This is a genomic window from Candidatus Nitrosopumilus sp. bin_7KS, from assembly GCF_054095835.1.
In genome coordinates, this window is record NZ_JBSWSO010000003.1 from 13,038 (window position 1) to 26,991 (window position 13,954).

At 30.2% G+C, this 13,954-nt stretch carries 17 protein-coding genes; 8 read left to right on the plus strand and 9 right to left on the minus strand.

What is annotated here, in order from left to right:
* Positions 1-8: 8 nt before the first annotated feature.
* Genes ACW9W4_RS02700 through ACW9W4_RS02725 form a run of 6 tightly spaced genes read right to left on the minus strand, consistent with a single transcriptional unit; the run spans position 9 to position 4,804 of the window.
* Complete coding sequence (locus ACW9W4_RS02700) at positions 9-851, minus strand: methyltransferase domain-containing protein (protein ID WP_457760991.1); 843 nt, start codon at positions 849-851, stop codon at positions 9-11.
* Positions 852-879: 28 nt separating this feature from the next.
* Complete coding sequence (locus tag ACW9W4_RS02705) at positions 880-1,047, minus strand: hypothetical protein (protein WP_457760992.1); 168 nt, start codon at positions 1,045-1,047, stop codon at positions 880-882.
* Positions 1,044-2,306, minus strand: coding sequence for a bifunctional phosphopantothenoylcysteine decarboxylase/phosphopantothenate--cysteine ligase CoaBC (gene coaBC / locus ACW9W4_RS02710; RefSeq protein ID WP_457760993.1), 1,263 nt, complete (start codon positions 2,304-2,306; stop codon positions 1,044-1,046). Before coaBC ends, ACW9W4_RS02705 begins: the two co-directional genes overlap by 4 nt.
* Positions 2,287-3,126: a 3-methyl-2-oxobutanoate hydroxymethyltransferase gene (gene panB, locus ACW9W4_RS02715; protein WP_457760994.1), complete on the minus strand. Its 840-nt coding sequence runs from the start codon at positions 3,124-3,126 to the stop codon at positions 2,287-2,289. Before panB ends, coaBC begins: the two co-directional genes overlap by 20 nt.
* Positions 3,119-3,883: a 4-phosphopantoate--beta-alanine ligase gene (locus ACW9W4_RS02720; protein WP_457760995.1), complete on the minus strand. Its 765-nt coding sequence runs from the start codon at positions 3,881-3,883 to the stop codon at positions 3,119-3,121. The genes panB and ACW9W4_RS02720 overlap by 8 nt, the downstream gene beginning before the upstream one ends.
* Before the next feature lie 9 nt (positions 3,884-3,892).
* Entirely contained in the window at positions 3,893-4,804 is a 912-nt protein-coding gene (locus ACW9W4_RS02725; RefSeq protein WP_457760996.1) for a pantoate kinase, read from the minus strand.
* 65 nt (positions 4,805-4,869) lie between these two features.
* Here ACW9W4_RS02725 and ACW9W4_RS02730 point away from each other — a divergent pair, with 65 nt between their 5' ends.
* Positions 4,870-5,850 carry a PhoU domain-containing protein gene (locus ACW9W4_RS02730; protein WP_457760997.1) on the plus strand — a complete coding sequence of 327 codons (981 nt, stop codon included), beginning with the start codon at positions 4,870-4,872 and terminating at the stop codon, positions 5,848-5,850.
* Here ACW9W4_RS02730 and ACW9W4_RS02735 read toward each other — a convergent pair whose 3' ends face one another.
* Together ACW9W4_RS02735 and ACW9W4_RS02740 are read right to left on the minus strand one after the other, a co-directional pair.
* Entirely contained in the window at positions 5,851-6,366 is a 516-nt protein-coding gene (locus tag ACW9W4_RS02735) for an NUDIX hydrolase (protein ID WP_457760998.1), read from the minus strand.
* Positions 6,367-6,391: 25 nt separating this feature from the next.
* On the minus strand, positions 6,392-7,294 hold the full coding sequence (locus tag ACW9W4_RS02740) for an AsnC family transcriptional regulator (RefSeq protein ID WP_457760999.1): 903 nt from the start codon (positions 7,292-7,294) through the stop codon (positions 6,392-6,394).
* A gap of 146 nt (positions 7,295-7,440) precedes the next feature.
* On the opposite strand from ACW9W4_RS02740, the gene ACW9W4_RS02745 reads away from it, so the two are divergent.
* The 7 genes from ACW9W4_RS02745 to ACW9W4_RS02775 all read left to right on the plus strand — a co-directional run bounded on the left by ACW9W4_RS02745 (position 7,441) and on the right by ACW9W4_RS02775 (position 13,520).
* Positions 7,441-8,598, plus strand: a complete 1,158-nt coding sequence (locus ACW9W4_RS02745; protein ID WP_457761085.1) for an ABC transporter permease — start codon at positions 7,441-7,443, stop codon at positions 8,596-8,598.
* Between the two features lie 19 nt (positions 8,599-8,617).
* Positions 8,618-9,292, plus strand: a complete 675-nt coding sequence (locus tag ACW9W4_RS02750; RefSeq protein WP_457761000.1) for an ABC transporter ATP-binding protein — start codon at positions 8,618-8,620, stop codon at positions 9,290-9,292.
* Positions 9,292-10,596: a COG1361 S-layer family protein gene (locus ACW9W4_RS02755; RefSeq protein ID WP_457761001.1), complete on the plus strand. Its 1,305-nt coding sequence runs from the start codon at positions 9,292-9,294 to the stop codon at positions 10,594-10,596. The genes ACW9W4_RS02750 and ACW9W4_RS02755 overlap by 1 nt, the downstream gene beginning before the upstream one ends.
* A gap of 44 nt (positions 10,597-10,640) precedes the next feature.
* Positions 10,641-10,973 carry a hypothetical protein gene (locus tag ACW9W4_RS02760; protein WP_457761002.1) on the plus strand — a complete coding sequence of 111 codons (333 nt, stop codon included), beginning with the start codon at positions 10,641-10,643 and terminating at the stop codon, positions 10,971-10,973.
* Between the two features lie 189 nt (positions 10,974-11,162).
* Complete coding sequence (locus ACW9W4_RS02765) at positions 11,163-11,345, plus strand: hypothetical protein (RefSeq protein ID WP_457761003.1); 183 nt, start codon at positions 11,163-11,165, stop codon at positions 11,343-11,345.
* Between the two features lie 241 nt (positions 11,346-11,586).
* Positions 11,587-11,970: a hypothetical protein gene (locus tag ACW9W4_RS02770; protein WP_457761004.1), complete on the plus strand. Its 384-nt coding sequence runs from the start codon at positions 11,587-11,589 to the stop codon at positions 11,968-11,970.
* A gap of 5 nt (positions 11,971-11,975) precedes the next feature.
* Positions 11,976-13,520, plus strand: a complete 1,545-nt coding sequence (locus ACW9W4_RS02775) for an ABC1 kinase family protein (protein WP_457761005.1) — start codon at positions 11,976-11,978, stop codon at positions 13,518-13,520.
* Here ACW9W4_RS02775 and hsp14 read toward each other — a convergent pair whose 3' ends face one another.
* Positions 13,521-13,901, minus strand: coding sequence for an archaeal heat shock protein Hsp14 (gene hsp14, locus ACW9W4_RS02780; protein ID WP_457761006.1), 381 nt, complete (start codon positions 13,899-13,901; stop codon positions 13,521-13,523).
* Between the last annotated feature and the right edge of the window lie 53 nt (positions 13,902-13,954).

Here is a 13,954-nt window from a genome sequence, read left to right on the forward strand (position 1 = left end):
TCTTCAATCTAGTTTTTAGCACCTAGAATTAAAACTTGCCAAGGAAATAAAATTTCTCCATTTTTCTTCGTATATTGTAATGTTTTATCTTTGACTAGTTGTTTCAATTCTTTTCTTTTTGAATAATCTAAATCATTTAGCTTTTCTTTTAGTGGTTTTGCAATATATTTTAGATAATTTCTCCAATAATCTTCAAATTTTCCTGGACTGAAATGAAAGACATAATCTTTTACAGTAATTTTTGAGAATCCTGCTTTCCTTACTTCTTTTTTTAAAGCTGATTTTGTTCCAAATCTATCAAGATCTGGAGAACCTGGTGGTACATAATCTGGAATGTACTTGGTAACTGAATCTATAATACTGCTAAAGAAAGGAACAGAATCTTTACTTCCGTGAACGGAAATTCCAATATTTCCAGATTTTTTGAGGCTATTTTTCATATTTTTTAATGCTTTTTGAGCACTAGGAAAGAAAAATAATGCATACTGACAAGTAACAACATCAAATTTTTTAGAAAAATTGAATTTTTCGGCATCAATATTTACAAAATCTACATTTGATTTTTTACCATTCCATTTTTTTGCAATTTTAATTGCCGTACTTGAAGTATCTACTCCTATCACATATCCTGATTTTCCTATTTTCTTTTGAATTTCATTTGTTACTACTCCTGTACCACATGCAACATCCAATACTGCATCACCTTTGTTGATATTTACTAATTCTACTAATTTTTTTGTACTTTGAAATGGTCCTTTATTTACACTTGCCCATCTCTTATGATATCTAGGAGCAACCTCATTCCAAATTTTCATATTTCGTTGTTTGTATTCTGAATGAATAATTTTCATCTAACTACTTACACCTATTTGATCTATTTTATGTCATCTCTTCTAAATCTGATTTTAATGTTCTACCAATTTCATGATAATATTTATGTTCAATTAGTTTTAATTTATCATTTAATTTTTTATTTTTTGATTTAGATAATTCTATTTTAGTTTCTTTATAGTCAGATATCAATTTTTTAAGTTCAGATTTTTTCATTTGATTTTTACTTCAATTTGTTTTCTAATAAACTTGGCAATTTTTTCTTTATCCATCCATCTTGAAACAATATTTTTTTTAGAATCTACAATAATAACTTGATTTTTTTGAGGGTTTTTCTTGTATCTTATTGAACCTATATCATTTGCAATAATCATATCTGCTGTTGATTCTTTTAATTTTTTTTCAGCTGATTTAATTAATTGATTTTTTGTTAGATTTGTTTCTGCTTTAAAACCTACTAGTAATACATTTTTTTGATATTTTTTTATTTGATCTATGATTTTTGGAGCTTTTTTGAGCCTAATAGTAATACTTGACTTTGAACTTTTAATTTTATTTTTACTTTGAATTGTAGGTACATAATCTGCAACAGCTGCAGCCATAATTACAATATCAAATTTTTTCTTTAATTCTGATTTTACAGCTAAATGCATTTCTTTACTAGATGAAACATTGATAATTTTTGCACCTTTTGGCGGTTTTTCTTTTCCTGGTCCATAAACTAACGTAACTTTGGCTCCTGCAGAAATTAGTTCTGTTGCTAAACTTACTCCTGTCTTTCCAGAACTATGATTTGTAATTGCACGTACAGGATCTATCTGTTCAACAGTTGGCCCTGCAGTTATCAACACTTTTTTATTTTTTAATACTGATGAAGATCCAAATTTTTTCAACACATTCTCTAAAACATCTTCTGGTTCAGGAGATTTTGCTTTACCTTCAATTAGTTTAGGAGAAAGAAATTCAATTTTATTTTTTAGAAATTTAATATTTTTTTTAACTGCAGAATTTTCATACATTGATGCATGCATAGCTAGACACATCAAAATTGGAATTTTTGATCCAAATCCTACTGTAAGAACTGTTGATACAGGCGTATCATCAATTCCATTAGCCAATTTCCCTAATGTATTTGCAGTCGCAGGATATACTATTAGAAGATCAGATTGATTATAATCTGCTAATCTAATATGTTCTAGTTCACCTGTAAGCTTTGTAATTACTTCATTACCTGTTGCCCATTTGAAATATTCTGGTTGAATTAGTTTTGTGACTGCGTTACTTGTAACACATGTTACATCAGCTCCATGTCTCATTAGTAATCTAGCAAGTTCAATTGCTTTGTAAGCTGCAACACTACCTGCCACACACAAAACAATTTTTTTCCCAGATAACTCTACACCATGTGAACTAACTATATCTAAAGATGGATGATCTTTTCTTTTTGGTTTCTTTTTAACTACCAAGTGCTTCACGTAACTTTTTTAATTCTTCTTCATTCATTGAAAATGAGTTTTCTTTAGCAGGAAATGAACTTGATTCCACATCAGTTCTATATTCTTCAAGTGATTTTATAATTTCTTCAGATAAATTCATGTATCTTTTAGCAAATTTTGGTTTAATTTTATCATACATACCTAACAAATCTTGAACAACCAATACTTGTCCATCACAATTTACACCAGAACCTATCCCTATAGTAGGAATGTTAACAGATTCAGAAATAATCTGCCCAACTTCGTGACTAACCATTTCTAAAACAATACTAAAGACTCCGGCCTCTTCTAACTCCTTGGCATCTTCAATTAACTTCATTGCACTATCTTTTGTTTTACCTTGAACTTTGTATCCTTCTGAAAGCATCGTAGTTTGTGGTTGAAGTCCAATATGTCCCATTACAGGAATCCCTATATCCACTATTGCACTAATTGTTTCTGTCATAATTGAACCACCTTCAAGTTTTACTGCATCTGCACCGGATTTGATTAATCTACCAGAATTATTTATGGCATCTTCAATACTAACCTGGTATGACATAAAAGGTAAATCTGCTACTAGTAGAGAATTTTTTCTTGCTCTACTAACAGCTTCAGTAAACATACACATTTGATCCATTGTAACTGGAATTGTATTCTCATATCCGAGCATTACCATTCCAGCACTATCTCCGACTAACATTACATCAATTCCTGCCCTATCACATAATGAAGCTAGAGTGTAATCATAACTTGTGATTACAGAAATCTTCTTTTTCTCTTTTTTCATATTAATTATATCTTGAACAGTTTTATGCAATTTTGGCTCTCCTATCCAAATTATTTTTTATTTGAATTACATTTTCTCTCAAGTTCTTCTTATTATCAAAATCATCAATTATTTTTTGAAGACTCTTTTGATTCTTTTTTGATAATTTTTTTGATTCATTGATTAGTAAATCAATTGCTCTGGTTACATTATCTACAATTGTAATATTTGCTGTCTGTGATGTTCTAGAGAGTGGATTTAGATCAAACGTTATGACTATTTTTCCAGCTTTTCTTAGTGCCATCGTTCTATCTCCATCTTCTAAAGGAACTACCACAACATCTGCCACAAATATTCCATCTTTATCTACAATTCTTCTTGCAGAATCTATTCCTGGTAATTTTTTAGATGATGTAGTTTTAGAACCTAAAATTTCATTAGCACCATTTTTTTTCAAAGTCTTAATTATTGCTAATTTTCTTTTTTTATTAGTATAGAATAGATTTACCTCAAGTTTTGCTTTGATTTGCTTTGATAGTTTTACAATTTGTTTTGGACATAATGCTGCTATATTTCCATTAACTGAGATAACTGGTAATTTTGCTACAAGTAATTGGGCTGCTGCAGCCTTGATAGCTTGTTTAGCAGCCTTGCCTGTTTTCTCTCCTAAGAGATAATCAAATGCTTCTCCTCTACCTTGAGCTAAAAGACCTTCTTTGGCAACCAGTCCCTCATCAAACCCTTCAACAAGTTTCTCACGAATTAAAAGAGATTTAGCTCTAGGGTGTGATTTGGGAATTAATGACATAATTTCTAATTAATTATTTAAAACTCTGGCCCCATTATCATCTAATACTGATTTTATTAAAATTCCATCAGAATATTTTTGTAAAATATCTAAAACTTTAGATTCTTCTTTTTGTGGAATCATAGAAAAAATTGTTTCTCCAAAAAGAGCAATTCCACATTTAATATTATTTTCAGATAACTCGTTTACTATTTTTTGCATTCTAGGAGTCATTACATCTACATATTTTGCAAATTCCAATGACATATCTTGAAAATGATCATAATTTTTTGATTCTAATAATTGGTTTACCATTTTTCCACCTAACCCATTAATTTGAGATAAACGTTCTTTGATGAATTTGTTTGTAGAAATTGGAGAAAAACATATCATAATAATTGAAATTTTTTCTGTAGGAATTTTTTCAACATGTCCAATTCCTGGGGCACCTGGTTTATCTCTAATTTCAAATCCTCCATGATATGATGCTAAGACATCCCCTAGTCCTGTTTTACAATTTATTTCAGCATTATGAGCAATTTGACCAATCATTGTTTTTTCTAATTTAGTTTCAAGTGCTTGATCTAATGCAAATGATAATGATAATGCAACTGCACTACTAGATCCTAAACCATAACCAACTGGAACTGATATGTTGTGCTCTATATCAAAAAATTTATCTGAAAATTCTCCTAATTTTAAAAACTCATTTAATACGTATTGTGAAACATCTGTTTTGTCTGATTGATATCCATGTGTTGTGATTTTAAAATTTGATTTTTGATTATCTTTTGTTTCTATTTTTACTCTAGTTGTTACTCCTTGATTTATTGAAAAACCTGCTCCCATTGAGCCTAAACTTTCTAAATTATCCCCATGCCCTTCTAAATGGGCTTTGAAAAAACCTGTAATGTGTGCTGGACAAAACGCTGTAGCCTCCATTGATCTGAGTTTAAACTTTACACAAAATATAAGAATATGGCTTAAATTAATTATATTAGTATAAATTGACTAAATTTATTCGACGACTGCAAAGAATAGGAAGTAGCATACTAGTTTCATTACCTAAAGAGTGGGTTGATGCAAATAATCTAGATAAAGGTAATCAGGTTGAAATAGAAACTGGCCAAGATAGTATTTCAATATCTGCAAATAAAGAAACTCGACCAACAAAAGAACTTGTAATTTCATATCCATTACCTAAAGAAGAAAATATTGTTGCAAACATAACAGGTGCATATCTCTTAGGATATGACATTATTGTAATCAATTCAAAATCTATTATTCCTGGAAAAGATAGAGAAGACATTCGTAATTCAATGAGACGATTAGTTGGCATGGAGATAATTGAAGAGGATGCATCTCACATTAACATGCAATTTCTTTTAGATGCAACAACACTTAATCCATCAAAAATTCTTAAACGAATGAGTTCCATTGCACTTGGAATGTATGATGATGTATTAAATGGATTAATTTCAGATGATAAATCTAATCTTCAAACATTGTCTAAACGTGATGTTGAAGTAAATAGACAATATTTTTTATTAGTTCGTTTAATTCGTAGTACATTAGTTGACAAAAGATTGTCAAATGCATTTAATTTAGAAAATATTGATGTACTTGATTACAGAGTTGCTGCAAATGTTCTTGAAAATGCAGGTGATTCTATAGTTGAACTTGCTATTTTTATCTTTAATTTTTCACTATCAAAAGAGTTTTCTAAAAAAATTTATGATGTTGTAAAAGATTTCAATAAACTTGCAGAAAAATCTATTGATGCTTTTACAAAACCTGATAGACTTTTAGCTATTGAAGCAATTTCTATGCATAAACAATATGAGAAAAAACTTAGTTTACTTAGAACAACATTGGGAAATAAAAAACAAATTCCATTAGATTTTCTTGATCTTGTATACATGTTTGAACGAATTGCGCAATCTTGGGCTGACGTTGCAGATCTTGTGCAACCTATCTATAATGAATAATTAGTATAATTTTTTCTTTGCAGAATATGTTAAAACAGCACATATTGTTTTTGAATCTTGAATTTTACCAGTTTTTATCATTGTAAGGAGTTTTTTGAAATCCATTTTTACTACAGATAAAATTTCATCTTCATCAAGCTTTAGATCAGATATTTTCTTCAATCCTGAGGCTAAGAAGCAATGAATTATCTCTTCATTATAGCCAATTGATGGATAGTAAGTAATGAGAGGAGTCATTTTTTTGGCTCTATATCCTGTCTCTTCTTCTAATTCTCTAAATGCACATTTTACTGGTTCTTCTTTTTTTTCTAATGTTCCAGCAGGAATTTCTAAAACATATCCGTGTGGAAATCTATGCTGTTTAACAAGAATTACTTTTTTATTTTCATCAAATGCAAGCATGGCTGCAGCACCTCTATGTTTGATTACTTCTCGTTTAACTTTTCTACCTTCAATATTACCATCATAAACACTAAGACCTAAGATTTTTCCTTCATAGATCTTTTTCTCTTTCATATCATTTGTAGAAAATTATTCTTATTTAATTGGTTTGATATGTTAAATGTAATTTTGGTGATTTTTTAAAATCATTTATAGCTTTTTCTATCCACTTTATGTAAAATGACATCTTCTTTGGGATGAACAAGTCAACTGATTTTATATTTTTTATATTTCTAATTTTTTGAGTTAATTCATCCATTTTGAAAATATTATCACTGTACATAAATAATACAATTTGGTTTTTTGCAATAAATGGAATTTGTAAGTATGAATTGGAAAATGAATTATTTAAACTCTCTAAAGTTTCTTTTAGATCTCCCTCTATCCAAGTTAGTATGGCATGAGGAATGAAATTTTCAATTTTTCTAGGATCATAAACTAGTGTAAATTGTATTCCTTCATTTTCATGTAATTTTTCTATACATCTTGTAATTGTTTTTGTTGACATTTTTGTATTTCTTGCTATTTGTTCTATTTTTTGTCTAGGGTCTTTGATTAATTCTTCTAGAATTTCTAAATCTGTTTTTGTAAGATTGGAACTATATCCTGGATTTTCTGCTTCAAAAATAGATAAAACTCTGACATCTTTCATCAATTTTTTTGCAAGTTCAATTTTTTGATTGACATTTTCTTTTATAGAAATTCCACAAACTGTTATTCCACCAACACAAGGTACGACAAAATATGGTTCACCTACAAGACTTGCTTGCTCTAAAATTTCTGTAATGTTTTCTCCTGATACGACAAAATACAAAACTCCGTAGCCCAAGACTGGAGGTTCAACTTTAACAAAAAATTCTTCAATTATCTTCTTTTCAATCATTTTTCGGATTCTGGCTCTAACTGCTCCACCTGATATTCCCAATTCTATGCCTATTTGTCGGTCAGATTCTCTGCAATTATTCAATAATCGACTCATAATTTTGATATCTAAATTGTCCAATATATCACCTAAAATGACTCCATTAACAATAGAAATTACTAATATGTTATAAAATTGTCTATACTATTAGCACTATGTATCATATGCGTTAAATATCAGACTATTTTATGTTTCTTGTGGATTACAGGATAAAATTAGCAAAAAGAATGCTATTCAATCAAAAAGGAAGTTTGGTTGGTGCTGTGTTAGCAGTAACAATTGGAATTTTAGTAATTCATGTAAACTTTGTAATTTTTCAGGGATTGTTTGATGCTATTGTTAGGGACATTAGTGATTACAACACTGGGGATGTTATTGTAACTGATGAATTTGATTTTATCGATAAATCTGATCAATCTTTAATTCGATGGTTTGAGCGAATTCCAGTTGTCCAAGCCGCAACACCGCGGCTTTCCACCACTTCAGAAATGAATATGACTAAAAATGGAAAGCTGATTCAAGAAACTAGAATTTCACTAGTTGGCGTTGATCCATTTAATGATATTAGAGCATCTACAGTTCATGAAACTGTTACAGAAGGAAGTTATGTTTTTTCAAGAAACTCTATAGTATTAGGATCTAATGTAGCACGAGATCTTGGAGGAGCTCAGGTTGGTGATAGTGTAAAAGTTCTAGTGGTTGATAGATGGGGTCAAGATCAAATCAGACGATTTACAGTTACTGGAATCGCAAATTCACCTGGTGGTCAAGGGTTTGATTATTCTGGAGTCATTCACATTGACACTTTACGGGATATGATGAGTAGACATGGAGATACTGGTTCATTTATGGTAAAACTTTACGATCATTCTAAAGCTCTTGAAGTTAAAGAATTCTTTTTACGTTCATTCCCAAATGAAGATTTTATTGCAGAAACTACAGAAGAAGCATCAGAAGCACAACTACAAGGTTTTAGATCTGGTATTGCTATGATTAACATGATTGGATATTTTGGAATGATGGCATCTGCATTTGCAATTGTCACAATACAAATGATGTTAGTAAATGGAAAAACAAGACAAATTGGTGTCATGAGATCAATCGGAGCTAAACGAAAAGATATTTTGATAATTTTTATTTTCCAAGGAATGATTATTGGAGCTATTGGTGCTGGTGTAGGTACTGCGGCAGGCTTGGGTTATACTGTATATGCAAAGGAAACCAAAATGTCGTTTAATGGAAGTCTTCCTTTAGAAGTAACTTACAACTGGGAAAAGATTATCCAAACTGCATTAATGTCATTTATTTTGGCAATAATAGCATCTCTATATCCATCGTATAGAGCTACGAAACTACTACCTGTGGAGGCTATGAGAACTGTCTAGTGTACTTGAAATTAATAATATGAGTAAAATTTACGGTGAAGCCGATAATCGAGTAAAAGCTCTTGATGATGTTTCATTTTCAATTAAACAAGGAGAATTTGTTTTAATTGTTGGAAGCTCTGGATCTGGTAAATCTACATTACTAAACATGATTGGATTATTAGATCATCCAACAAAAGGTAAAATTGCAATTGATGGGATTGACACTACTACACTTAACGATGATAGAATTTCTTCATTTAGAAATAAGAAACTAGGTTTTATTTTTCAATTTTCAAATCTACTTACTGATCTCTCAGTTTTAGAAAATGTTTTGTTACCTTTACAAATTGCAGGCAATAACACTGGTGAAAAAGATGCAATAGATTTACTGAAAGCAGTTGGACTTGAAGATCAAATATACAAACGTGCAAATAAAATTTCTGGTGGACAAGCTCAAAGAGTTGCAATTGCAAGAGGTTTAATCAATAAACCATCAATAGTATTAGCTGATGAGCCAACTGGTAATCTTGATTCTATTACTTCGGCAACTATAGTTCAACTAATGAAATCAATGGCAAAAAAACTGAACCAGACATTCATAATTGTCACACACGATAGAGAACACTTTGGAGATGTTGATAGAGTAATTACAATTAAAGATGGTAAAGCATTTGAAGGTGATCTTCCATCTGAAATGGAGATAGCAGTATAATGAATTCTAAAATTATTTTATCATTACTTGTAATTGGGTTGTTACCACTTATTTTTAATAATTCATATGCACAAATCACTTCAGGAGGATTTGGACAATCTCCTTTTGAAAGAGACTTTGGTGATGTAAAATTTTTAGATGCTTATTTTGGTACAATAAGTGAAAAAATTGAAGTTGAAGCAGGTGATAGTAATGTTCCATTTACAGTTGTATTTGCAAACGTAGGAACCCAAGATATAACTGGAATTAGAGGTCAGTTGTCATTACCATTTGGTTTTTCAGCATCTGATGGTCCAGGCGCATTGATTCATGCAGATAGTGATTCAAATTCCTTAGCAGGAGAGAATTTCCACTTAACATTTTTTGTAAATATTGATAATAATGCTCAAATCCAGCAATACCCTGGAACTGTGAAAGTTGATTATTCACGATTAAGAGAATCTGGTGTTCGAACTGCTTTTGCTAATTTTGATTTTAAAGTAACAGGTGATAGTGTAATTAATGTCAAAGCTCAAGAACCTTTTCTTACCTCTTTACGATCTAATCATGTAGTTATTGAAATTGCAAATGATGGCACTGCTCCACTTTCAGGTGTAGATATCATTGCAACTAATACACAAACAGAACTTGCATCAACATCATCTTCAACTACTAATATTGAAAATGTTGTAATTTTAGAATCAAGCTGGGACATTGGAAACATTCCTCCAAAAACCGCAAAATATCTAACTGCAACTGTATATGTTCCTCAATCATTGAAAGGCGATACTCTAAGAATCCCTTTATCAATTTCATACTATAATACACATGGTGATTTACATCAAGTTTCAAAAATTGTTGATTTTTACATTAAAGGTTTGATTGATTTAAGAATTTTCAATGTTGATGTTATAGAATTATCAGGCAATCAAATGGTGATTGGTGAAATTATTAACGAAGGTAATGAAGATGGATTATTTGGTTTTGTATCTATTGAGTCTAAAGGTGACTCTAACATTAAATCATCAACTCAATTCATTGATGAAATTGAAACAGATGCACCAGTTCCATTTAATATTCCAATTGAATTTGATGGTGAACCGCAATACGGTGAACATGATATTACTATCACTGTTAGATACAAAGACAGTACAAGAGATGAGATATTTCTAAATCATAATGCAACAATTACTGTAAAGGCACCATCAAATGAAGATGAAAATTCTACTGACCCAACAATTATAGTTATCCCAATTCTTTTGGTGATAGGAGCTGCATTTTACATAATTCGTAGGCGTAAAAAAGCAGCAATTAAGGCCAATTGAAGACATAATTTTAAATTTAAAACAGAGAAATAAGGAATAATAAATTGAGATTAATAATTATCCTTCTCATTGTAGTTTTATCAGTTGGAGGTGTAATAGTTTCATTGGGTTTTCTAACTTCTCAAGAATACATTGATGTTCCTGAAATTACTAATCAATATGAAAAATTAGAATCATACAAAAATGAATTAGAAAAAATTAATCAACAAAACCAAAAAATTCTAAATGATTTAGAAAAACAAATTAAAAATTCAGATGATGTTCATATAGATCAAATTAATCGTGAGATTGAAGTAATAAAACGTGTAATTGAAGAAAACAAAGTAGAATTAGAACAAGTGCTTACAAAATTGTCTAAAATGGAATCTGATCCATAGTAAAGATAATTTCCACATTTGGGAAATTTAGATCATAATTATATCATATCTTAAGGGGATAATATTGGGTATGGCAAAGGGCATTTTTCTCTTTCTAGCAGGTAGTATTGTAGGGTTTATCACAACACCATTACTATAAGATCTGAAAATTTTCCTAAATTCATATAGTTATTTACAATAAAATTTTCATTGGAAAAACATCAAAAATTTACAATTTTAGGAGTAATTTTCTTAGTTGTAACTTTTTTAATTAATTATTATCATCAAGAAACTCATCCTGGTGATGGATTCAACTATGCATATGTTACTGGAATTATCATGTTGGTAGCATTTTCAATTAGTTTTGTAATGTTTACAAAAAATCAACTCTAGTGATCTTAATTTCTATATGTAATAGATGGTGTGAGGTCTTTTGTAAGTAAAAGCCTCCATCCTATCTATTTGAAATAAATTAATTTTATTTGAATAAATAATATACGTAGAAATCATCAGCGAGATCTAAATACCATTTTTTAACAATCTTATCAGCGATAACCAAAAAATAAATCGTTTTTGGTCTTAGACTGTCAATTTTTGACCGTAAGATTATAAGCAATTGCTGGATCTTGCGATTATGCCTGGCGATGAGATTGAAGTACCCAAAGAGATACGAGAATTCATGCTAGAAGAAGCTGAAGAAACAATCCTTGGTCAAAAAAATGGTGCAGACAAACAATTTCGTTATGGGAATTTACACATTAGAGAATATGGTGATAAATTTTTAGTTCATAATGATAAAATTGATCCACGTAAAGATCCAATGGGACATTTGGTTTATGATGCTCCTGAAGTTTTAATTGGTATTGCATGTGCAATTTTTGGTGGTTCACAAATTGCAAAAAAATTTACAAGTAACAATTCTAAAAAATCAACAGTATCATCAGGATTAATTTCTTCAATAATTTTTGGATATGTTGGATATTTAGCTACCAAGAAAATTAAAAATTATTTGGAGTAAATCATATGTCTACTGCTAGAACCATTCAAGTACTCTTTAAACTTCTTCCATCTATTCTTGCATTACGCAAAGATAGAAAAAAATGGATAAATCAAGAAAAAAACCAAATTGATTTAGAACAGTTTAGAAAAAATGCACGAAAAGTACTCAATACTTTCATTTCTTTAGGTCCTGTGTACATAAAATTAGGACAATGGCTTTCTTCAAGAGCAGATATTTTGCCACAACCGTATTTAGAAGAACTCTCAAAACTTCAAGACAGTGTTCCATCTGCCCCATTTGATCAAGTTAAACCAATAATTGAAAAAGATCTTGGTCCTATCGATGAAAAATTTGATGACATTGATCCTAATCCTATATCTGGTGCTTCATTAGGTCAAGTTTATCGTGGAACCATTTCTGGTCAGCAGATTGTTGTCAAAGTTAAAAGACCTGGAATTGAAAAAGTTGTAGCAAAAGATCTTCAAGTTCTAAAAAAAGTTCTTCCACTTGCATTAAGATTTGTTGATCCAAATTTACGTTATTCAGCAAAAGCAATGCTTTCTCAATTTATTGAAACAATTTATGAAGAAATGGATTACAAAAATGAAGTACAGAATCTTAAAAGAATCAAAGAGGATATGGCAGGATCAACCAATGTAATTATACCATCAGTTTATGATGACTATTCATCAAAAAATGTACTCACTATGGAATATTTGCCTGGAATTAAGGTTACAAATGTTCAAGCCTTAGATGAAAAAGGAATTGATAGAGAACAACTTGTAATTGATGTCCACAAGGTATTTTTCACAATGCTTCTCAAACATTCAGTTTTTCATGCAGATCCACACCCTGGAAACATTTCCGTAACTGATGATGGAAAACTCATTTTGTATGACTATGGAATGGTAGGACGAATAAACAATGAAACACGATTCAAACTGATTAGGCTATATCTTGCACTAGTTGAAAGAAATCCTCCTAGAGTAGTAAATGCAATGAATGATCTTTCAATGCTAACTCCTGGTTACAACAGAGAGGTAATTGAAAAAGGAATTGAACTTTCAATTCGTGCAATGCATGGAAACAAACCTGACGAAATGGAAGTTCAAAGTTTAATGGAACTTGCAAACCAAACAATGAGTAAATTCCCATTTGTATTGCCAAAGAATTTAGCTTTGTATATGAGAATGGCATCTATCATTGAAGGAATTTACAAAACTCATGATGTTGATTTTAAATTTGTCAAAGTTTTAAAAAATATTTTACAAGAAGAAAATCTCATTTCACGAGCATATGTTGAGGAATTAAAAATTTCATTTGATAATTTCTCAAAATCAATTGACTCTGCACTTAGAATGGGACCTGAGATGAAAAAACTCATGGATGAAGTTCAAATCTATATGAAGAAGGGAAGGCCTATGGTTTTAATCAGTGGAAGCATATTTGCATCTGCAACATTTCTTGGTTCTGTATTTCTTTTTCAATCAAATGAATTACTTGGAGTGATCGGTATGGTAAGTTCTGGTTTAATTATTGCAGCGTCAGGATTTTTTAGAAAATATTAATTAATCTATTGGAATCTCTTTTCCCTTTTTAGTAACAGGGATAATTAATGTAAGAATTCCATTTTCATATTTTGCAGATTCAATTTTTTCTTCACCTTGCTTAATTTCTACAGGAAGCCTAATTTTTTTATCTATTACATTTGGTCTTTGGTTTGATATCAAAGATTCGGATTCTTTTTCATCTATTGTTTTTTTTGCATTGATAGAAAGGATATCTCCACATAGTGATAAATCAATTTCATTTTTTGTAAATCCAGGAATATCAATTACAATTTTTAGATTTTTTTCATTGAGATACATATCCATTGGTGGTAAAACAAATTCATAGAATTCTCTTGATTTGTTTCCAATCTCTTTGATTACATCTTTTACGAGTCCCATTTTGTGTTATGTGCTCAATTTTTAGATATAAATCTTGATAGATTTTTAATCAA